Below are 19220 nucleotides of genomic sequence, written 5' to 3'. Positions count from 1 at the left end.
GGGGGGCAACTCGCGAAGCGAGGGGCGAGGGCGAGGGCGGGGGGCGGGGGCGAAGCCCCGGTAAGAGGGTGGGTGGGTGGGAGCATCCCCGGTGGTGTGGGTTTGGTATGACTGTGGAGAACTTGGGAGGTTCGTATGAGTGCTGGCGTGGCGCCTACTGTCCGGTTGATTCATGGTGCCGAGATGCCGCGGCTGGGTCTGGGCACCTCGCCGATGGGCAACGACCAGACGGAACGTGCCGTCGCGGACGCCATCGAGGCCGGCTATCGGCTGATCGACACGGCCGAGGCGTACGGAAACGAGGTCGGGGTCGGGAAGGGCATCAAGGCTTCGGGAGTGGCGAGGGAGGAGTTGTTCGTCACGACGAAGTTCGACCGGCACTGGCACGGACGGGAACTGGCGGCGGAGGGCTACCAGGCGAGCCTCGACCGTCTGGGCCTGGAGTACGTCGACCTGCTGCTCATCCACTGGCCGAACCCGCAGTTCGACCGGTACGCACAGGCTTTCCAGGGGCTCGCCGATCTGCTGGAAGCGGGACGGCTCAAGGCTGTCGGCACCTCGAACTTCAAGCCGGCGCACCTTGACCGCGTCATCGCGGAGACCGGCGTCGTGCCCGATGTGAACCAGATCCAGCTGAGCCCCGCCGTCACACGGGTGGAAACCCGCGCGTACCACCAGCAGCACGGCATCGTCACCGAGTCCTGGTCGCCGCTGGGCGGTCAGGGCGTGGCCGTGCTCACCCAGCCGGTCATTCAGGACATCGCCCGGGAGATCGGCCGTACCCCCGCTCAGATCATTTTGCGCTGGAACATCGAACTCGGCCTGGTCACGATCCCCAAATCCTCCGACCCGGAGCGAATCCGCCAGAACATCGGCATCTTCGACTTCAGCCTCACTCCCGAACAGGTCGCCGCCATCTCCGCCCTCGACCACGGCGAACAGGCCGCCGTCGACTCCGACGAATTCGGGCACTAGCCTCCCGAAATGCCAGGGTATTGACGTCACGCCGAGAACCGAATAATGTTCGGTCGCTTTGGAATTGGAGGCGACCATGGCTACGGTCGGGGCGGCGCGGCAGGCCTGGCGACGGCTGGAGCCGTTGCACGCGATGATCTACTTCGTGCCCGAGGCGCCGAGGCGCTATCGGGACCTCGGCGTCGCCGACGTCATGACGGGATATTTCGCGTCACGGGTGGCAGCCATGGGCGCCGTCTCGGCCGAAGTAGTTATAGCCACATTTTTCAACTTTTGTCCGGATCTGGTGAGACGGGGGATTCCGCAGGTCTGGGAGGTCGCCAGTCCGGAGAAGCTGATCGCGGCACGGCTGGACGCCGTCGGGTCGGCTCTCCGGCGTGTGGGGATCCACGAACTGCCGGAACTCCCCGCGACGCTGGAGCTGGCCCGGCGGGCGGCGGAGGAAGCCTGCCACCACGTGCAGGGCCGGCCCCTGTTCGCCGCGCACGCGGCGCAGCCCTGGCCGGACGACCCCCTGCTCCAGCTGTGGCACGCCCAGACCCTGCTCCGCGAGTACCGGGGCGACGGCCACATCGCCGCGCTGGTCAGCGAAGGACTCACCGGCCTGGAAGCGCTGATCCTGTACGCGGCCATGGCCCACGGCATGGACCCGCTGCTCAAGGCCACCCGCGGCTGGCCGCAGGAGGCCTGGACGGCCGCCGAGGAGGGACTCCGCGCCAGGGGCCTGCTGGGCGACGGCCTCTCGCTGACCGACCATGGCCAGGAGTTCCGCCAGGCCATCGAAGACCGGACGGATGTGCTGGCGTTCCCGGCGTATGCCGTACTGGACGATGAGGAATGTGAGCGGCTGGCGGAGCTGGCGCGGGTGTTCGGCCGGGCCGTCGTGGGGGCGGGCCTGCTGAACTTCCGTTAAGGGGACAAGTTGGCACCACGACTGGGCGGTTCCCGAAAATAGTGGGAAAGTAGTGCAGGTCATCCGGCCTTCGCTTGACTGCAAACTTGACTGTCCAATTCCGGCAAGTTACCGGTAATCGTGCACGTCGCACCCCGGAAACGATGAATTTACGCCGATATATCTTGACTTGTGTACGATGTGCCCCTATCTAAGAGTGGGCAGACGACGGCTGATCACAATGGCGGCATAGATGACAACTGAATCCAGTTCGGGAAGCACCCGCGAGGAGTACCGCGCGCTGCAGGCGGAAGCCTTCAATCGCATCGGTTCCCGCTACGACGACGCGTTCCCGCACAAGGAAGGCCAGATCGCCGCCGGAGAGTGGCTGATCAAACAGCTCCAGCCGGGCGCCCGCGTCCTGGACGTCGGCTGCGGCACCGGCTCCCCGACGGCGCAGCAGTTCGCCGAGGCCGGCTGCGAGGTCGTCGGCATCGACATCTCGCCGGTCATGCTCGACATCGCGCGCAAGAACGTTCCCGAGGGCACCTTCCTCGAGCGTGACATCACCGAACTGGACGACTCGCTCGGCAGGTTCGACGCCGTGGTCGCCTTCTTCGTGCTGCTCATGCTGCCGCGCGAGCAGATCGTCACCGCCCTCAGGAAGATCCACGACGTGCTCACGCCGGGCGGCGTGCTCGCCCTGAGCATGGTCGAGATCGACCTGGACGACGTGCCCTTCCAGTTCCTCGGCGCCCCCGTACGGGTGACCGGCTACCTCCGCGACGACCTGCGTACGGTCATCGAGGAGGCCGGGTTCACGGTCGTCCTGGAGACCGACATCTCCTACGCCCCCGCCACCACCCAGGCGCCGCCGGAGATCCAGCTCTTTCTCAACTGCCGCCGCAACCAGTTCTGAGCCGAGAAACCCGTGTCGTGGGACGGGGAAACGCTCTCATTCGTGAGTGAGGCCATGCGGGCGATCGGGGACAGCCTCGATCCCGAGCAGGCCACCCGGCTGTTGTGCGAGGCGGCCGTGCCCCTGCTGGCCGACGCCGCCGCCGTCTACCTGGACGGCGGCGCGTTGCACCGCGTCGACCCGCGAGGCCGGCTGCCCGCCCGGTGGACCGACGACGACGGCCCGGTCCGGCCGACCGTGCGGGCGGACGGCCTGCTGGTGGTCCCGCTCCGCGCGTACGGCAAGGCGATCGGCTGCGCCGTACTCGCGCGGGAACGTGAACGCGGCCCGTTCCGGGACGCGGACGTGCAGGTGGCGGGCCAGCTGGGCGTGCCGGCGGCGCTGACCGTCTACCACGGGCGGCTGCACCGGCAGCAGCTGGAGACGGTCGAGACGCTCCAGCGCGGCATGCGCCCGGGCCGGCCGCCGGAGCTGCCGGGACTGGAGATCGCCTTCCGCTACCAGCCCGTGGCCGCCCGGGTCGGCGGCGACTGGTTCGACGTGATCCCCCTCCCGGGCAGCCGGGTCGCGATGGTCGTGGGCGACGTCATGGGCCACGGCCTGGACGCCGCGGCCATCATGGGGCAGCTGCGGACCGCCGTGCAGACCCTCGCCTCCCTCGATCTGCCCGCCGAGCAGGTGCTGCACTCGCTGGACGAGATGGCCCAGCGGCTGGCCGCGCAGACCATCACCACCTGCGTCTACTGCGTGTACGACCCGGTCCTGCGCCGCTGCACGATCGCCAGCGCCGGCCACCTGCCCCCGATCCTGGTCGCCCCGGACGGCAAGGCCGAAGTGCTCGCCCCGCCGAGCTGCGCGCCGATCGGCCTGGGGCGCACCCCCTTCGAAACCACCGAGATCGCCGCGCAGGACGGCAGCATGCTGGTGCTCTACACCGACGGGCTGGTGGAGGAGCGCGGCGAGGACATCCTGGTGGGCGTGGAGCGGCTGCGCCGCCGCTTATCGGAGGGCGAGCCCATCGAGGACCTCTGCGACAGCCTGATCCCGGACGGACACGGCGACGACGTCACCCTGCTGGCGATCCGGTTCAAGGGCATCCCCAGCCAGAACGTGGCGCAGTGGCTGCTGGAGCCGCAGGTGACGACGCCGGGCCGGGTGCGCGGGCTGGTCGGCCGGACCCTGGAGAGCTGGAATCTCGGGCATCTCGTCCCGGCCGCGCAGCTGCTCGCCTCCGAGCTGGTCACCAACGCGGTGCGCACCACCCCGCGCCCGATCACGGTCCGGCTGCTGCGGACGGACGCGCTGCTCTGTGAGGTGAGCGACGACGATCATCGCATGCCGGTACTGCGCGAACCCGCCGGTCTGGACGAGGACGGCCGGGGCCTCTACCTGGTCAGCCAGCTGTCGGCGCGGTGGGGGACCAGCCGGGTGGCGGGCGGCAAGACCGTCTGGTTCTCGCTGGCGATCTAGATGACGGGCCGGACGTGCTCGGCGAACAGTCCGGTGACGAAACGGGCGAGGCCGATCCGCTTGCGGAAGAGTTCGGCCAGCTCCGGGGTCGGTTCCTCGCCCATGCGTTCCAGCGGGATCGCCATCCACAGCCCCCGCACCAGCAGCGACCCCACATAGCCGGGAATGGGGTCGGCGCCGACCATGTCCGCGTAGGCGGCGACGATCGTGTCATGCACGGCGGGCAGCTCCTCCGGCTCCGTGACCCCGTCGTTCGACTGCCCGACCAGCAACTGCCCCAGATCGAACCCCAGGGCGGCCGGAGCGCCCCAGCTCCAGTCGATCGCCACGAACTCCGCCGAACCGTCCACGGGCACCAGCAGGTTGGCGGGGCAGGCGTCACCGTGGCAGCGCGTGTACGGCAGGCCGTCCACCATCCGGATGATCTCTGGCAGCACCTCCGCGATGGCCAGCAGGTCCGCGCGCAGCGGATCGTCGGGCCCCGGCAGCAGCGGATGCCGCCACGTCGCCGGATCGGCCAGGGCCGGCAGGAAGAGGTTCTGGATCGGCCCCTGGTGGAGCGCGTGCAGCCCGAGGTTGGTGCTCGCGGTGGCCGGGCGGCTCGCCGCGAGTTCGCCGAGCAGCCGCGCCGCCGTACGGTAACGGTCGAGATCCCAGGGCTTCGCGCAGGCCTCGACGTCCTCCATCCAGACGACCAGGCGGTCCTCGCCCAGGTCGTCCACCTGGTAGAGGCGGGGCATGCGCAGCCCTTCGGGCAACGGCTCGTCCGCGAGGTACGCGTCCACGTCCGTACGCCACGGGTACTGCGCCACGAAATCGGCGCGCATATGCTCCGGCACGGTGTCCAGGCCGGGCCAGTGCCGTACGGAATGGATGGACTTCACCACGAACGACCAGGGGCGCCCGGTTGTCGTGACTCCGCGTACCCGGGACAGGCCGGTGGTCGACAAAGTGGGCGGGTGGGGGAGGGGTTCGACCCGCTGTTCGGCGATCTCCGCAGTCGGGTCGCCGAGACTGGTCCGTACGAGGCCGGTGATGTCCATGGACCGATCCTGCTGGGTCGGGTAATCGGCTCGCATGAGTAGGGCCTACTTAAATATGCTCGGCTCGTGCCCAGCCTGTGGCCGTTCGCGGGAAGGTCGGCGCCGCTGGCGGCGTTGCGCTCGGCGCCCCGGGGGAGCGTCGTGGTCGGTCCCGCCGGGGCGGGCAAGAGCCGCCTGGCGTCCCAGGCGGTCGAGAAGCAGGACGGAGTCGCCTGGGTGCGGGCCACCGCGGCCGCCGCCGAGATCCCGCTCGGCGCCTTCGCCCACCTGCTGCCGCCCACCCCGCCGTCGGGCAACCCGCTGACCTGGGCGGCCAATGCCATCGACGCCGGCACGCTCGTGGTGGACGACGCGCACCTGCTCGATCCGGTGTCGGCCGCGCTGGTACACCGGCTGGCCCAGGACCGGAGGGTCCGGGTGCTGGCCACGGTCCGCAGCGGGGCGCCCGCGCCGGACGCGATCGTGGCGCTGTGGAAGGACGGCCTGCTGCCCCGGCTGGACCTGGAACCTCTCACCCTGGCCGAGACCGGGAGCGTGCTCGAAGCGGCGCTCGGCGGCCGGATCGAGACCGCCACCCTCGCCCGGCTCTGGGACATCAGCCAGGGCAACGCGCTCTACCTGCGCGAACTCGTGCTCTCCGGGGTGCTGCGGGACGTCGGCGGGCTCTGGCTCTGGCACGGCGAGCTGACCCTGACCAGCACGCTGCGGGAGACGATCGCCGCCCGCATCGGCGAGCTGACCGCCGAGGAACGCGACACCCTCGAACTCCTCGCCTACGGCGAACCCCTCGGCCTGGACTCACCGGTCCTGGAACAGCTGGAGGCCCGCCAGCTGATCACCGCCCAGCAGGACGGCAAGCGCCTCCAGGTCCGGCTTGCGCACCCCCTCTACGGGGAGGTCATCCGCGAGTCCTGCGGCACCCTCCGCGCCCGCGCCGTGCACCGGCGGCTGGCCGCCATGGTCGAGGCGGCCGGCGGGCGGCGCCGCGAGGACGTGCTCAGGACGGCCGTCTGGCGGCTCGACGGCGGCGCGCCCGGCGACCCCGGCCTGCTCGCCCGCGCCGCCGACCAGGCCAGGGCGGTCCGGGACCTGGCCCTGGCCGAACGGCTGGCCAGAGCCGCCATCGACGCGGGCGGCGGACCCACGGTACGGCTCGGCCTCGCCGCCATCCTCGGCTACCGGGACCGGTACGCCGAGGCCGAAGAGGTCTTCCGGGAGGTGCAGGAGTCCGGCCTCACCGGCGACCACCGGGTGGACTGCGCGACCACCCGCGCGTTCAACCTGCTGTGGGGGCTGGGACGCCCGGACCAGGCGCTCCGGGTCCTGGACGAGGCCGACGACGGGACGCTCAGCCTCGACGCGCGCCAGGGCGTCGGCTTCGTCGGCGGAGCGGTCATCGGGTACGCCGGGGATCTGGACGCCGCCGCCGCCCGCATGGACGCCACCGAACGGCTCGGGCCGCTCACCCCTCGCGGGGTGCTCGTCCACGGCTTCGCCCGGGCGTCCCTGCTGGCCTGCGCCGGCCGGGCCGCGGAATTCCAGGAGTGGACCGACCGCCTGTTCGCCACGCTCGGGCCGCACGCCGACCGCAACCCCAGCATGAGCACCTCCATGGCCGAGGCCAGGGTCAGGATCGCGGTCTCCAGCGGCGACCTGCCGGCGGCCCTGCGGCTCGCCGAGCACGCCGGCGGCCAGGACGGCTGGGCCAGATCCAGAGCCCAGTTCGGGGCCTACCGCGCCATGGTCCTCCGGCTGGGCGGCCAGGTCGGGGAGGCACTGGCCGCCGCCGCGGAGGCGGTCGCGCTGCTGCCGCCGCGCAGCCCGCTCGGCGGCAGCTGCCTGGGTGAACTGGCCCACGCGCAGGCACTGCTCGGCGACCCGGCGGCGGCCGAGGCCACGCTGGCCCGCGCGCGGGACGTGACCGTGCCCACCGGGCCCGCCGCCGAAGCCCCGCTCCGGCTCGCCCGCGTCTGGACACTCGCCGCCCGAGGCGACATCACCGGCGCCGTCGAGACCGCCCTGACCGTCGCGGCCAGCCCGTACCCCATCTACGCCATGGTGGGCCTGCACGACCTCGTCCGCCTCGGCCGGCCGTCCCTCGCCGCCGCCCGCCTCGCCGACCTCCCCGTGGACGGCCCCCTCCTCCCCCTGCTGGTACGGCACGCCACCGCCGCCACCCCGCAAGCCCTGGACGAGGTCTCCCTCGGCTTCGAAACCTTCGGCATGCTCCTGCACGCCGCCGAAACCTCGGCCAGGGCGGCCCTGATCTACCGCGACCAGGGACTCCAGCGGGCGGCCCGGGCGGCCGAGACCCGCGCCTGGACGCTGACCCGGCGCTGCCAGGGCGCCCGCACCGTCGCCCTGCTCGACCTGGACGTGCCCGGACTCACCCCGCGCCAGCGCGAGGTCGCCGTCCTCGCGGCGCGCGGCCTCACCAACCGCGAGATCGCCGAACGCCTCGTCCTGTCCATCCGGACCGTCGCCAACACCCTGTACGCCGTCTACGAACGAACCGGCGTCAACGACCGGGTCGCCCTGGCCGACCTGCTCGACGCGGGCGGGGAGTAACGCCGGGAGTACGGTTTGCTGTCACTTGAGTGACAGGCCCGGCTTGCCCCTCAAAGAGGTCGTCGTACCGGAAGACCACCGTTTCCTGGAGGCGACCCATGAGAGCACGACTGTACGCCCTTGTTCTCGCGATCTCCCTTCTGCTGCTCGCCGCCTGCGGGGGCGCGGGCGAGCCCCCCAGCCCGGTGCAGCGGCCGCCGGACCCCGTGGCCGGTGCCGCCGAGGAGGCTCCCGCCCAGCGGGACACCCTCCGCGAGCAGGTGTCCACCTTCGCCCTCGACGTGGACACCGCGTCGTACGGGTATGCCCGCCGTACCATCCTGGAAGGCCGGTTACCCGAGCCGGAGCAGGTCCGGGTGGAGGAGTTCATCAACGCGTTCAGGCAGGACTACGAGCAGCCGGCCGACAACGGCTTCGCCGTGCACACCGACGGGGCGCGGCTGCCCGGTGGCGAGGCGCTGATCCGGATCGGCCTGCAGACCCGGGCCACCGACAGCAGCGCGCGGCGGCCCGCCAGCCTCACCTTCGTCGTCGACGTCTCCGGCTCCATGCGCGAATCAGGCAGGCTCGACCTGGTCCGCGACTCGCTGCGCACCCTCGTCGACCAGCTCCTGCCCGGCGACCAGGTCGCCATCGTGGCCTTCAGCGAGACCGCCCGGCTGCTGATCCCGATGACACCGGTCTCGGAACGCCAGACTCTGCACGGCGCGATCGACGACCTCCAGGTGGCCGGATCCACCAACCTGGAGGACGGGCTGGTCACCGGCTACCAGGAGGCGTCCCGGGCGTTCCGGTCCGTCGCCACCAACCGCGTCATCCTGCTCTCCGACGGGCTCGCCAACACCGGCTCCACGTCCTGGCAGACCATCCTGGACCGGGTCGCCGAACACGCCGCCAAGCAGATCACCCTGCTCTCCGTCGGCGTCGGCCGCGACTACGGCGACGAACTCATGGAGCAGCTCGCCGACAACGGTGACGGCGCCGCCATCTACGTCAGCACCCTCGACGAGGCCCGCAAGGCCTTCGTCGACCAGCTCCCCGCCACCCTCGACCTGCGCGCCCGCGACGCCAAAGCCCAGGTCGTGTTCAACCCCGGCCTCGTCGAGAGCTACCACCTGCTCGGGTACGAGAACCGCGCCCTCGCGCCGGAGGAGTTCCGCGACGACTCCCGCGACGGCGGCGAGATAGGCCCGGGCCACTCCGTCACCGCCCTCTACCGCGTCCGCCTCCGCGGCGACGCCGGCGGCCAGCTCGCCACCGCCACCGTCCGCTGGCAGGACCCCGACACGCGCCGCCCCTCCGAGGTCACCCAGTCCCTCGACACCTCCGCCCTCGCCCCCGACCTGTGGACGAGCACCTCCCCCCGGTTCCAGATCGCCGTCCTGGCGGCGTCCTTCGCCGAATACCTCCGTACGCGTGAGCTCATCCCGGGTGTCACGCTCGACGATCTCGCATCCCGTCCGACCCGGCTGGCCACCACCACCGAGGATCCCGCCGTCGCCGAACTCGCCGATCTGATCACCCGGACCCGGGCGCTCGGTTAACGGTTACAACCTCCTGCCCGATGTCCTATACACTGGCGTGGCGCCGCGAAGGGAAACCGTCGCGGACCACGCACGGGGCTATAGCGCAGCTGGTAGCGCACCTCCATGGCATGGAGGGGGTCTGGGGTTCGAATCCCCATAGCTCCACGAACGACTGACCCTGCATGGTCGGAAGCGTTGCTTCCTCCGGCGGGGTCTTTTCGTCGTTACACGGGGGGGCGACCCCCCGAGCCCCCCGGTGTGGGGGCGCTGCCCCCACGCCCCCGGGCTAGCGCGGTTGCCGTGGTTCGGTCTGTCCTGATGGATCGGGGGCGGTGTGCTTCGAGTCGTGATCGTTTGTCAGTGGAATCTGCCAATATGCGGGTGTGCGACCGTTGAAGCTTGTTGAGACGACACCTGGTAACTACTCGTTGCTTTTGAACGCGGGGACAACTGAGGTGGACGGGGTGATCGAGGAGTTGGGGCATGAACCCAACGGGTATTTCTGGGAAGGCGTTGCGCAATTGCTCGTCAGCATTGAGGTGCCCGACCTCGAATCCCGATTCGACTATGATCCTGAGGCCGGAATGTTCTGTGCTTATGGCACGGATCGGCAGGCGCTGGAGGAGTTGGCGAGGCGGATGGCGGCCGTGGCAACGGATCCTGACCGCGTGCGACAGCTCGTCGCGACTGCCGGTGCCAGCGGCTTCGAGTTCGACGACTGACGGCGACGTGCGCGCTGCCGATCGGTCCAACTGTGGTCATGCCCGGCCCAACATCGACGGGCTTCCCCGACGTTCCTGATGGTGATGGGCGGTGCGGGCCGTATGAACCAATCACGCCAGGTGTGAGCACGAGGGGTGCGGGCTTGGTGCCGCCATTGCTGACGGGGTCCTGGGTGCGCTGGAATTCGGGCTGCCGGAATGCGTGATGTTCGCGGTGGGTGGTCAGCGTTCCCAGAGGTCCCATTGCCAGGCGGTGCGCATGCCGGCGCGTTCGTATACGGCGGTGGCGCCGGTTGGGTTTTCGGAGTCGACGTTCAGCATCGCGTCTTTGAGGCCGCGGCGGGCGAATGTGGCGAAGGAGCGGCGGAGGAGGTGGGCGGCGATGCCGCGGCCTCGGTGGGAGGGGAGGACGCCGACTTCGCCTATCCAGCCGCGGTCGCCGTCGACGGTCGCGGTGAGGGCGCCGACGGGTTCCCCGTCGGCGGTCGCCATGAGCCAGAGGGCCGGGTCGTAGTTGGGGTGCCGGATGGCTTCCCCGGCCCACTGGTCGAAAGGTTCCGGCTGGTAGTCCCAGTCTTCGGCGAAGGCTCCCTGGAGGACGGCGTGGACGGCCGTCAGGTCATCGGGGGGTTTGATGGCGGCGATGTCGATTCCGTCGGGTGCCGGGCCCGGTTCGATCGCGTCGGTCAGGTCGATTCCCATGTACCAGAAATGCCGGACCGGGCGTAGACCTCGCTCCTGGAGCATGGCCGCCGCGGCATGGTCGTCCGCGCTGATCGAATGGCGGAAACAGCCGGACGGGAAATCGGCCAGCAGGGCGTGGGCGCGGTCGTCGATGCGGGTCAGCAGCCATGAGCCGATGCCACGGGAACGGTGACTGGGGTGGACGACTCCCCACGATCGGATGATGCCCTCGTCGTCGGGGAGCGCGTGGCCGTAGGCGATGATCGTTTCCGAGTCGTCCAGGACCACCCAGGCGTCCGTGGCCATGTCGAAGCCCGTGGTGTTCCACTGGCCCTGCACGAGACCGGCGCCCAGGACGCTCTGCCCGACGCCGGCGGTGTCGTCGGCGATCAACACCGCGGCTATCGCGTCGAGGTCGTCTGGGGTCGGCGCGCGGAAGCCGTACCCGGCGGGAAGGATCATGTCTGTAGGTTACCAAGGCTAAAAGCACTTGACAGAAATCTTCTGTCGGAGGACTTAACGGTCGCGAGGAGTGGTTCGTCGGGCTGATTCAGCCCACGATATTCCCCGCAGGCAGTTTTCCTGGTTAATCGATAATCGCTTTCCGCGTGCGGATTCCAGATAGGTGCGCGCCGTGATCGATTTCGGCTTGTCCGATTATCGTTCGTGATCATGTGTTGGGCTCCGTGGGGTTTCACGTCGCCGGGGGTGACGGCGGTTCGCTGATCGTCGGAATCTCGTTATTGACGACCGTTGGCTCGTACCATAAAGTTTCGGCACAGTATCGAAAAGTTTCGGTACATTTTCGGCATGGCCGGGCTCGCGGGGAGATCCGGTCAGTCAGACCTGCGCTCCCAAGGTCACTGAGTCGTGCACGGTACGCCCTCGGGTCGAAGGGATGTTCGATGAGGTTGAGGCGCCTGGTTCTAGGCAGCGCTGTGGTGGCGCTGCTGGCCGGTACGTTGAATGCGGTTCCGGTTTCGGCGGGAAGCACCCCGGCGGATCCGTCTGACCAGAGTCTGCGCGCGCTCAGCGCGAGGCACGGGCTCTACTTCGGGACGGCGGTGGACATGGCGGCGCTGGACGACGCCAACGACCCGCAGTACCGGCAGCTGGTGCAGTCGCAGTTCAACTCGGTCACCGCCGAGAACGTCATGAAGTGGGAGAGCCTGGAGCCCACGCGGGGGAACTACAACTGGGGTCCGGCGGACAAGCTCATCGAGTTCGCCAAGAAGAACAACCAGAAGGTCCGCGGGCACGTCCTGGTCTGGCAGAACCAGCTGCCGCCCTGGCTGACCGAGGGCGTCAACAACGGGACGATCAGCACCACGGAGCTGCGTGAGCTGCTGCGCAAGCACATCACGACGGTCGTCAAGCGGTACAAGGGCAAGATCTGGCAGTGGGACGTCGTCAACGAGGCCGCGAGCGACCCGTGGGACAACCCGCCGACGATCCACCTCAAGGGTTTCTGGGCGCAGCACCTGGGCGCCGGATACATCGCGGACGCGTTCCGGTGGGCCCGCGCGGCCGACCCCAGCGCCCTGCTCTTCTACAACGACTACAACCTTGAGGCTTTCGGCGACAAGGGAGCCTCGGACAAGACCTGGTACGTCTACAAGATGGTCAAGCAGCTCCGCCAGAGCGGCGTGCCCATCGACGGCCTCGGCAGCCAGGGCCACCTCGGCACGCAGTACGGCAACTACAACGTCTTCCAGGTGAAGGAGGCGCTGGACGCCTTCTCGGACCTGGGCCTGGCGACCGCGTTCACCGAGGTCGACGTGCGCAGCCAGATGACGCCGGGAGTGCAGGCCGGGGACTCCAACGAGATCAACCCGAGGCTGCAGGCGTCGTCCGACAACTACAGCGTGCTGCTGCAGGCGTGCCTGGCCAACCGGCACTGCCTGTCGTACACGGTGTGGGGATTCGCGGACAACCACTCCTGGGTGCCGACCTGGTTCAGCAACCCGCCGGAGGGCCTGGCCACGCTGTACGACGAGAGCTATCAGCCGAAGCGGGCGTTCTACGCGGTCAAGGGGGACCTGATCTTCTCGGGACCGCCGTACGTGCAGCCGCGTATTCCGCAGCATCCGAAGCGGTAGCCCTCCAGTAGCGCGGGGCCGCGACGCCGATCCACCCGGTGTCGCGGTCCCGTTCCGTTCGCTCTGACGTTTTCAGGGCAGTTAACGGCCATGAAGAGGATATTTCAGCTGTTCGTGACGCGATGGCTCTCCAAGACGCCGCTCGGGCTGGTCGTACTCGGGGTGGCCTGGTGGATCATGCGGAAGAAGCGCGGCGAGAACGAGAAGGCTCCCGTCCCGCCGCGGAAGGACACCCGGCGCAAGTACGCCGCACGCCGATAGGTCAGGACGTCAGGGCCTCGGTGAGGGAGTCGTGGACCGGGATGTAACCGGTCAGGCCGACCAGTTCCATGACCTTCCTGGGGGAGGGACGCGGGGAGCAGACGGCGACCGTGCCCTGGTTCGCCCGGGCATGGTTGTACGCGTCGAGCAGGACCCGGATGCCCGCGCTGTCCATGAACGTCATGCCCGCGAGGTCGAAGAGCAGGTGTGGTGAGATCCGCCGCGCGTGCTCCACGTGTTCCTGGAGCTGGGCGATCGTGGTCGTGTCCACGTCACCGAGGACCGTGATCACGACATACGGGTCGTGGCGGTCCGTGAGCACTTGCAGGCCTGGCATCTGCACCCCTTCGCCGTCCTATCACAACGATGCCCGGTATCGGAAACATGTCGCCGTCGTTTGGATTTCCCTACTCTGGCAGAGAGACGAGGGGGTCGGATGGTGGAACACATCCTCGTCGCCGACGGAATCGAAGCCGACCGCGCGGTCGTCGGCGGCTGGCTGGAATACGCCGGTTATCAGGTTATCCACGCTCGTACCGGCAAGGAAACGCTCGAAGCGGTTGATGCCCGGCATCCCGATCTGGTGTTGCTGGACGTGCAGATGCCTGACATGGATGGATTCGAGCTGTGTGAGCGGATCAAGGCCCTGAGCGCCGTCACGCCGGTCATCCATCTGGCCGCGTCGGCCGTGCCGCTGCGGGATCGCACCCAGGGCCTCACCCGGGGGGCCGACGGCTACCTCACCGAGCCGATCGAGCCGGAACTTCTGCTCGCCACCGTCAACGCCACCCTCCGATACGCCCGAGCCCGCCGCCACGCGGAACGCCTCGCCGGAAAACTCGCCGACCTCAGCGACGCGACCCTCGCGGTCAACACGGCGGCCACTCTCGACGACCTCCTGCTGGCCGCCGCCCGCGGCGCGTCCCGCATGTTCGCCGCCCCCGTCACGGCCCTCGCCGCCGACGCCGGCGGAATAGCCGTCCGGTATGCGACCTGCGACCCGTCCACAGGGCACGAAGCCGGCACCCGGGAAGCCGCGGGGCAGGAAGTCAGGCGGCAGGAGGCCGCACGGCAAGGGGTCATGGGTCACGCGGTCGTGGGCGACGCCGCGGTTTCGCTCGGGCCGGTCGCCCGTGGCGTCACCATGAGGACCGAACCCGCCCGCGACTGGGCGAATCTGCTCCCGCAGTCCGGCCCGGTACGCCTCGCCCTGGCCCGGGTCCAGTCCCGCCCGCCCGCCGCCCTTCTGGTCGGCACCCAGGCCACCACCGAGGACGAGGACCCCCACGTCCTGAGCCAGCTCAGCCAGACGGTCGCCCTGGCCGTCGAGGGCCTGCGCTCCTTCGACGAGGAACGCAGGATCGCCCTCACCCTGCAACGCAGCCTCCTCCCGCGCGACCTGCCCGCCATCCGCGGCCTCGACCTGGCCGCCCGGTACGTCCCGGCCGGCACCGAGGAGATCGGCGGCGACTTCTACGAGCTCCTGGAGATCGGCGACAGGCTGCTGGTGGCGGTCGGCGACGTCATGGGCCACTCGCTGCACGCCGCCACGGTCATGGGGGAGATCCGGCACGCCGTACGGGCGTACGCGAGTGAGGGGCACCCGCTGAGCGAGATCCTCCGGCAGGTCAACCGGCTCATGCTGAGCCTGCTGCCGCAGGAACTGGCCACGGTCGCCCTGCTCCTGGTGGATCCGGCCACCGGCGAGGTCACACTGGCCAACGCCGGCCACCTCCCGCCGCTGCTGATCACCGACGGCGGGGCCGAGTACGTGGACGTGCCGGGACCGATCCTCGGCGCGGACCTGGACCGCCCGGCCGAGAGCCGCGTCACCCTCCCGCCCGGCGGCACGCTGCTGCTGTTCACCGACGGCCTGGTGGAGGACCACCGGCGCGACCTGCTCGACGGGCTGGCCCGCCTGCGCGAGCTGGCCGCCACCGCCGAACCCGATCTGGACGTGTTCTGCGACCGCCTGCTCGGCACCCTGATGCGCGAGGACCACGAGGACCACGAGGACCACGAGGACCACGAGGACGACGTCGCCGTGGTCGTGCTCAGATGGAACGCGCCGTGTCGCGAAATGTCTGGCGGTAGCTGAGCGGAGCCACGCCGACCGCCGCGTGCAGGTGCTGCCGCAGCGACACGGCGGTCCCGAAACCGGACCGGCGCGCCACCTCGTCGACGGGCAGATCCGTCCTCTCCAGCAGATTCCTGGCGTGCTCCACCCGCTGCCTGGTCAGCCAGCGCGCGGGACTGAGCCCGGTCTCCTCCCGGAACCTGCGGGTGAACGTCCGTACGCTCATCTGGGCGTGGCTCGCCAGCACGGCCAGGTCGAGGGGTTCGTGCAGGCGGGTGAGGGTCCAGTCGCGGGTGGCCGCGGTGGACAGGCCGCTCACCTGGGGCAGCGGCTGCTCGATGTACTGGGCCTGGCCGCCCTCCCGGAACGGCGGGGTCACGCAGCGCCTGGCCGTCCGGTTGGCGATCTCGCTGCCGTGGTCCTGGCGGATCACGTGCAGGCACAGGTCGATGCCGGAGGCGCTGCCCGCCGAGGTCAGGATGTTCCCGTCGTCGATGAAGAGCACGTCGGGGTCGAGCCGTACCTGCGGGAAGAGGGTGCGGAAGCGGCCGGCGTCGCGCCAGTGGGTGGTGGCCGGGCGTCCGTCGAGCAGGCCGGCGGCGGCCAGCACGAAGGCGCCGGTGCAGATCGACATGATCCGGCCGTGGCGGGCCGCGCGCCGCAGGGCGTCCGCCACCTCGGCCGAGATGGTGCCGTTCTCCCAGGCGGAGCCGCCGTGGATGCCCGGCACGATCACCGTGTCGGCGGTTTCGAGGACCGACAGGTCGTGGTCGGGCAGCACCCGGTACCCGGATCGGCACGAGACGGGCAGCCCGCCCGCCGTGCACGTCACGATCTCGTAGAGCCGCCGCTCGCCGGAGACCGCCGACCAGAACACCTGACCGGGGATGCCGAGGTCCAGCGGCGCGAAGTCGTCCATCGCCAGCACGGCCACCCGATGCGGTCTGTACGCCATGGCCTGATTCTTTCACATATTGGCTATCAGGCCACTCGTCAGGCGATATTTCGTGACGGGATGATGGTCGCCATGACGATCACCGATAAACAGGATGAAACGGAGGGCCCGCTAGCCGGCTCGCCCAAGCGCGGGCTGAGAGTGCACCGGGCCTGGATCGTGGCCGCCGTCGCGCTCGTCGCGATCATCGGCGCGGCCGGCTTCCGGGCCACCCCGGGCGTCTTCATCACCCCCCTGGAGAGCGAGTTCGGCTGGTCGCGCGCCACGATCGGCTTCGCCGTCTCCGTCAACCTCATGTTCTTCGGCCTGACCGCCCCCTTCGCGGCCGCCCTGATGGACCGCTTCGGCATGCGCCGCGTGGTCACCGTGGCGCTGGCCCTGGTCGCCCTCGGCAGCGGCGTGACGGTCTTCATGACGCAGAGCTGGCAGCTCGTGCTCTGCTGGGGCGTCCTGGTCGGCCTCGGCACCGGCTCCATGGCCCTGGTCTTCGCGGCGACGCTGGCCGACCGCTGGTTCGTGCGCCACCGCGGCCTGGTCATCGGGGTGCTCACCGCCGGCGGCGCCACCGGGCAGCTCATCTTCCTGCCAGTGCTGGCGCTCCTGGTGGAGTCCTCCGGCTGGCGGGCCGCCGCGCTGACGGTGACCGCCGCCGCGCTCGCCGTGGTCCCGCTGATCTGGTTCCTGCTGCGCGACCGACCCCAGGAGATCGGCCTCAGGCCGTACGGGGCGACCGAGGACGTGCCGGTGAGCGTGCCGGCCGGGGGCGCGGCCGCGCGGGCGCTGCGGGTGCTGAGGGACGCGGCGAAGACGCGGCCGTTCTGGTATCTGGCGGGCGGTTTCGCCATCTGCGGCGCCAGCACGAACGGGCTGGTCGGCACCCATTTCATCCCGGCCGCGCACGATCACGGCATGGCCGAGACGACCGCCGCGGGGCTGCTCGCCGTGGTCGGGATCTTCGACATCGTCGGGACCATCCTGTCCGGCTGGCTCAGCGACCGGGTGGACCCGCGGATCCTGCTCGGCGTGTACTACGCGCTGCGCGGGGCGTCGCTGCTGGTCCTGCCGCAGCTGTTCGCCGCCACCGCCGAGCCCAGCATGCTGGTCTTCATCATCTTCTACGGCCTGGACTGGGTGGCCACCGTGCCGCCGACGGCCGCGCTCTGCCGCCGGATCTACGGCGCGGACGGCGGCGTGGTCTTCGGCTGGGTCTTCGCCTCCCACCAGATCGGCGCCGCCTTCGCGGCCACCCTGGCCGGTCTCACCCGCGACCACCTCGGCCACTACGACCTGGCCTGGTACGGCGCCGGCGCCCTCTGCGCCCTGGCCGCCATCCTGTCCCTGCTGATCACCCGGAGCCGTACGGCATCCTTGACGTCGTGACCCAGCGAGTGCTTCCCCTGGTGGTACGGATCGAGCGTGCCACTCCGCCCGAACGCGCCGACGCCCTGGAGGCCGCCGCGCGAGCCGTCCTGACCCTGCTGGACGAGCCGGGCGAATGGGGGGAGGCCATCCAGGAGTGGGAGCGCATCGGGATCCGCAAGGTCGTGCGCCGGGCCAGGGGTTCGGAGTGGCGGCGCGTGCTGGAACTGCCCGGGCTCACGGCGACGGCGGGCACGGCGGAGGTGCGCGTGCATCCGCCGATCCCGCTGGACGGCTGGCCCAAGGAGCTGTCCCGGCTGCAGGTGTCCGGGACGGATCTGGAGGACAGCGGCGAACTCGGCCCGGCCGGGGACGTGGTGCTGTGGGTGAATCCCGGGCTGACGATGTCGGCGGGCAAGGCGATGGCGCAGTGCGGCCACGCCGCGCAGCTGGCCTGGTGGGGCACCGGGCCCGAGGAGCGTACGGCCTGGCGTGCGGCGGGGTTCGCGCTGGACGTGCGGACCGCCGAGCCGAAGGACTGGCAGGAACTGGTCACGAGTGATCTGCCCGCGGTCAGGGACGCGGGCTTCACCGAGATCGAGCCCGGCTCGGTCACGGTGATCGCGGACACGCCGTGGCTGCGCCGGGGCGGCTTCCGGCCCGACGGCTGGGGGCCGCTGCGCCACCCCTGACGGTCAGATCTGGACGATGTCGGCGTAGACCCCGTCGAGGGTCAGCCGGTTGGGGGACGGGCTGTCGTACACGACCAGCAGGCGGCCGTCGGTGAGCAGGGCGATGCCCTCGGGGCGGTCCGCGCCGGGGATCATGGGCAGTTCCGCGACCAGCGCGGGCGGGTTGGCGAAGTCGCCGTTCGGCCGCCAGCGCAGCACCCGGAAGGGGCCGTCGTGGGTCATGGTCGGCCCGGCCAGGATGAGCAGGTCGTCGCCGACCGGGCAGAGGTCCCGGATGCCGAGCCCGCCGAGATCGACGAAATGGGTCCGGTAACCCTCGACGCGTAATTTATCCGAATCGTGGGTCTCTGGCCGGATCTCCACGACGACCGCCCAGCCGCGCAGCACCGGGCCGCGCAGCCCGACCAGTACGCGCGAGCTGATGACCGCGATGCCCTCGATGTCGAATCCGTTGTCCTTGCCCGGCAGGTTCAGGAACGGGCCGAGGTGCGGGTCGTCGGTGAGCATGTCGGCGAGGTTCCGGCCGGGACCGCAGAGCATGGCCGCCGTTCTGCGGCCGTCCTTGCGTACGGGGACGGGGAGGCCGTCGCGTTCCACCAGCGGGAGCCGCAGGAGGATGTAGCGGTTCTCCTCGCGGAGGACCGTGCTCAGCCGCCTCCGGGCCTTTTCGCCGGTCTGGCCTGGTTTGACGCGTTTGCGCTTGAGGCTGTGCGAGCCGACCGCCCACAGCCAGCCGTCGGTGCGGGCCAGGCCCTCGATGTCCGCCTCGTCGTCCGGACCGGCCGGTAGGTGAACGAATTCGGACAGCCGAAATGTGTGGTGATCCTGGTACGCGCCGTCCCGCCAGGTGAGGCGTTCGATGGCCGCGCTCTCGTCTCCGGCGACCCAGAGACAGCGTCCGTCCTGGCGTACGGCGGAGAGATCGTGATGGACTCCGGTCCCTGGGGCGAAGCGAAGCTCGACATGCACGCCACCATT

Annotated in this window: 17 protein-coding genes and 1 tRNA gene; 13 read left to right on the top strand and 5 right to left on the bottom strand. The window is 70.2% G+C overall.

Translation table 11 applies throughout. The features are described from left to right. The first annotated feature begins 183 nt into the window (after window positions 1-183). From Aph01nite_RS33430 to Aph01nite_RS33415, 4 genes are all read left to right on the top strand, one after another. Window positions 184-975, top strand: coding sequence for an aldo/keto reductase (locus Aph01nite_RS33430; protein ID WP_239162173.1), 792 nt, complete (start codon window positions 184-186; stop codon window positions 973-975). A 76-nt stretch (window positions 976-1051) separates the two neighbouring features. Continuing rightward, on the top strand, window positions 1052-1888 hold the full coding sequence (locus tag Aph01nite_RS33425; protein WP_204045039.1) for an SCO6745 family protein: 837 nt from the start codon (window positions 1052-1054) through the stop codon (window positions 1886-1888). A gap of 232 nt (window positions 1889-2120) precedes the next feature. Then, window positions 2121-2786, top strand: a complete 666-nt coding sequence (locus Aph01nite_RS33420) for a class I SAM-dependent methyltransferase (protein ID WP_204045038.1) — start codon at window positions 2121-2123, stop codon at window positions 2784-2786. Between the two features lie 42 nt (window positions 2787-2828). Next, complete coding sequence (locus Aph01nite_RS33415; protein WP_204045037.1) at window positions 2829-4256, top strand: ATP-binding SpoIIE family protein phosphatase; 1428 nt, start codon at window positions 2829-2831, stop codon at window positions 4254-4256. On the opposite strand, the gene Aph01nite_RS33410 is transcribed toward Aph01nite_RS33415, so the two are convergent. Continuing rightward, window positions 4253-5335, bottom strand: coding sequence for a phosphotransferase family protein (locus Aph01nite_RS33410; protein WP_204045036.1), 1083 nt, complete (start codon window positions 5333-5335; stop codon window positions 4253-4255). The two genes, Aph01nite_RS33415 and Aph01nite_RS33410, sit on opposite strands and share 4 nt — an antisense overlap. Before the next feature lie 30 nt (window positions 5336-5365). Between Aph01nite_RS33410 and Aph01nite_RS33405 the strand changes: the two genes are divergently transcribed. The 4 genes from Aph01nite_RS33405 (at window position 5366) to Aph01nite_RS33390 (ending at window position 10115) form a co-directional block, all read left to right on the top strand. Beyond that, on the top strand, window positions 5366-7867 hold the full coding sequence (locus Aph01nite_RS33405) for a LuxR C-terminal-related transcriptional regulator (RefSeq protein ID WP_204045035.1): 2502 nt from the start codon (window positions 5366-5368) through the stop codon (window positions 7865-7867). 98 nt (window positions 7868-7965) lie between these two features. Continuing rightward, entirely contained in the window at window positions 7966-9411 is a 1446-nt protein-coding gene (locus tag Aph01nite_RS33400; RefSeq protein ID WP_204045034.1) for a vWA domain-containing protein, read from the top strand. A 74-nt stretch (window positions 9412-9485) separates the two neighbouring features. Then, window positions 9486-9558 (top strand) — tRNA-Ala (locus Aph01nite_RS33395). Between the two features lie 218 nt (window positions 9559-9776). Beyond that, window positions 9777-10115, top strand: coding sequence for an Imm51 family immunity protein (locus Aph01nite_RS33390; RefSeq protein ID WP_275419325.1), 339 nt, complete (start codon window positions 9777-9779; stop codon window positions 10113-10115). A 222-nt stretch (window positions 10116-10337) separates the two neighbouring features. On the opposite strand, the gene Aph01nite_RS33385 is transcribed toward Aph01nite_RS33390, so the two are convergent. Beyond that, window positions 10338-11261 (bottom strand): GNAT family N-acetyltransferase, encoded by a 924-nt coding sequence (locus Aph01nite_RS33385; protein WP_204045033.1) that lies wholly within the window; start codon window positions 11259-11261, stop codon window positions 10338-10340. A gap of 443 nt (window positions 11262-11704) precedes the next feature. Between Aph01nite_RS33385 and Aph01nite_RS33380 the strand changes: the two genes are divergently transcribed. Next, window positions 11705-12898, top strand: coding sequence for an endo-1,4-beta-xylanase (locus Aph01nite_RS33380; RefSeq protein WP_204045032.1), 1194 nt, complete (start codon window positions 11705-11707; stop codon window positions 12896-12898). A 90-nt stretch (window positions 12899-12988) separates the two neighbouring features. Beyond that, the gene (locus tag Aph01nite_RS33375) at window positions 12989-13159 is read left to right on the top strand and encodes a DUF6203 family protein (protein ID WP_275419324.1); all 171 of its coding nucleotides are present in this window, start codon (window positions 12989-12991) and stop codon (window positions 13157-13159) included. 1 nt (window position 13160) lies between these two features. Here Aph01nite_RS33375 and Aph01nite_RS33370 read toward each other — a convergent pair whose 3' ends face one another. Next, entirely contained in the window at window positions 13161-13496 is a 336-nt protein-coding gene (locus Aph01nite_RS33370) for an STAS domain-containing protein (protein WP_204045030.1), read from the bottom strand. Between the two features lie 99 nt (window positions 13497-13595). Between Aph01nite_RS33370 and Aph01nite_RS33365 the strand changes: the two genes are divergently transcribed. After that, entirely contained in the window at window positions 13596-15257 is a 1662-nt protein-coding gene (locus Aph01nite_RS33365; protein ID WP_204045029.1) for a SpoIIE family protein phosphatase, read from the top strand. On the opposite strand, the gene Aph01nite_RS33360 is transcribed toward Aph01nite_RS33365, so the two are convergent. Continuing rightward, window positions 15214-16191, bottom strand: coding sequence for a GlxA family transcriptional regulator (locus Aph01nite_RS33360; protein WP_204045028.1), 978 nt, complete (start codon window positions 16189-16191; stop codon window positions 15214-15216). The genes Aph01nite_RS33365 and Aph01nite_RS33360 overlap by 44 nt on opposite strands. Window positions 16192-16263: 72 nt before the next feature. Between Aph01nite_RS33360 and Aph01nite_RS33355 the strand changes: the two genes are divergently transcribed. Together Aph01nite_RS33355 and Aph01nite_RS33350 are read left to right on the top strand one after the other, a co-directional pair. Next, window positions 16264-17571 (top strand): MFS transporter, encoded by a 1308-nt coding sequence (locus tag Aph01nite_RS33355; protein ID WP_204045027.1) that lies wholly within the window; start codon window positions 16264-16266, stop codon window positions 17569-17571. Continuing rightward, complete coding sequence (locus tag Aph01nite_RS33350) at window positions 17568-18242, top strand: peptidyl-tRNA hydrolase (RefSeq protein ID WP_239162172.1); 675 nt, start codon at window positions 17568-17570, stop codon at window positions 18240-18242. Before Aph01nite_RS33355 ends, Aph01nite_RS33350 begins: the two co-directional genes overlap by 4 nt. A gap of 3 nt (window positions 18243-18245) precedes the next feature. Here Aph01nite_RS33350 and Aph01nite_RS33345 read toward each other — a convergent pair whose 3' ends face one another. Next, on the bottom strand, window positions 18246-19211 hold the full coding sequence (locus Aph01nite_RS33345; protein ID WP_204045026.1) for a DUF3616 domain-containing protein: 966 nt from the start codon (window positions 19209-19211) through the stop codon (window positions 18246-18248). Between the last annotated feature and the right edge of the window lie 9 nt (window positions 19212-19220).

Source organism: Acrocarpospora phusangensis (genome assembly GCF_016862995.1).
GTDB classification, from domain to species: domain Bacteria; phylum Actinomycetota; class Actinomycetes; order Streptosporangiales; family Streptosporangiaceae; genus Acrocarpospora; species Acrocarpospora phusangensis.
Note: the sequence above shows the minus strand (reverse complement) of the source record. Positions and strands in the feature narration are given on the sequence as shown.

What these genes read in the sequence shown, in the direction of transcription:
- Aph01nite_RS33430 (WP_239162173.1), top strand. Translation starts at nt 184, where the DNA reads ATGCCGCGGCTGGGTCTGGGCACCTCGCCGATGGGCAACGACCAGACG.
- Aph01nite_RS33410 (WP_204045036.1), bottom strand. Translation starts at nt 5,335, where the DNA reads ATGCGAGCCGATTACCCGACCCAGCAGGATCGGTCCATGGACATCACC.
- Aph01nite_RS33375 (WP_275419324.1), top strand. Translation starts at nt 12,989, where the DNA reads ATGAAGAGGATATTTCAGCTGTTCGTGACGCGATGGCTCTCCAAGACG.
- Aph01nite_RS33420 (WP_204045038.1), top strand. Translation starts at nt 2,121, where the DNA reads ATGACAACTGAATCCAGTTCGGGAAGCACCCGCGAGGAGTACCGCGCG.
- Aph01nite_RS33380 (WP_204045032.1), top strand. Translation starts at nt 11,705, where the DNA reads ATGAGGTTGAGGCGCCTGGTTCTAGGCAGCGCTGTGGTGGCGCTGCTG.
- Aph01nite_RS33365 (WP_204045029.1), top strand. Translation starts at nt 13,596, where the DNA reads ATGGTGGAACACATCCTCGTCGCCGACGGAATCGAAGCCGACCGCGCG.
- Aph01nite_RS33400 (WP_204045034.1), top strand. Translation starts at nt 7,966, where the DNA reads ATGAGAGCACGACTGTACGCCCTTGTTCTCGCGATCTCCCTTCTGCTG.
- Aph01nite_RS33370 (WP_204045030.1), bottom strand. Translation starts at nt 13,496, where the DNA reads ATGCCAGGCCTGCAAGTGCTCACGGACCGCCACGACCCGTATGTCGTG.
- Aph01nite_RS33355 (WP_204045027.1), top strand. Translation starts at nt 16,264, where the DNA reads ATGACGATCACCGATAAACAGGATGAAACGGAGGGCCCGCTAGCCGGC.
- Aph01nite_RS33425 (WP_204045039.1), top strand. Translation starts at nt 1,052, where the DNA reads ATGGCTACGGTCGGGGCGGCGCGGCAGGCCTGGCGACGGCTGGAGCCG.
- Aph01nite_RS33385 (WP_204045033.1), bottom strand. Translation starts at nt 11,261, where the DNA reads ATGATCCTTCCCGCCGGGTACGGCTTCCGCGCGCCGACCCCAGACGAC.
- Aph01nite_RS33360 (WP_204045028.1), bottom strand. Translation starts at nt 16,191, where the DNA reads ATGGCGTACAGACCGCATCGGGTGGCCGTGCTGGCGATGGACGACTTC.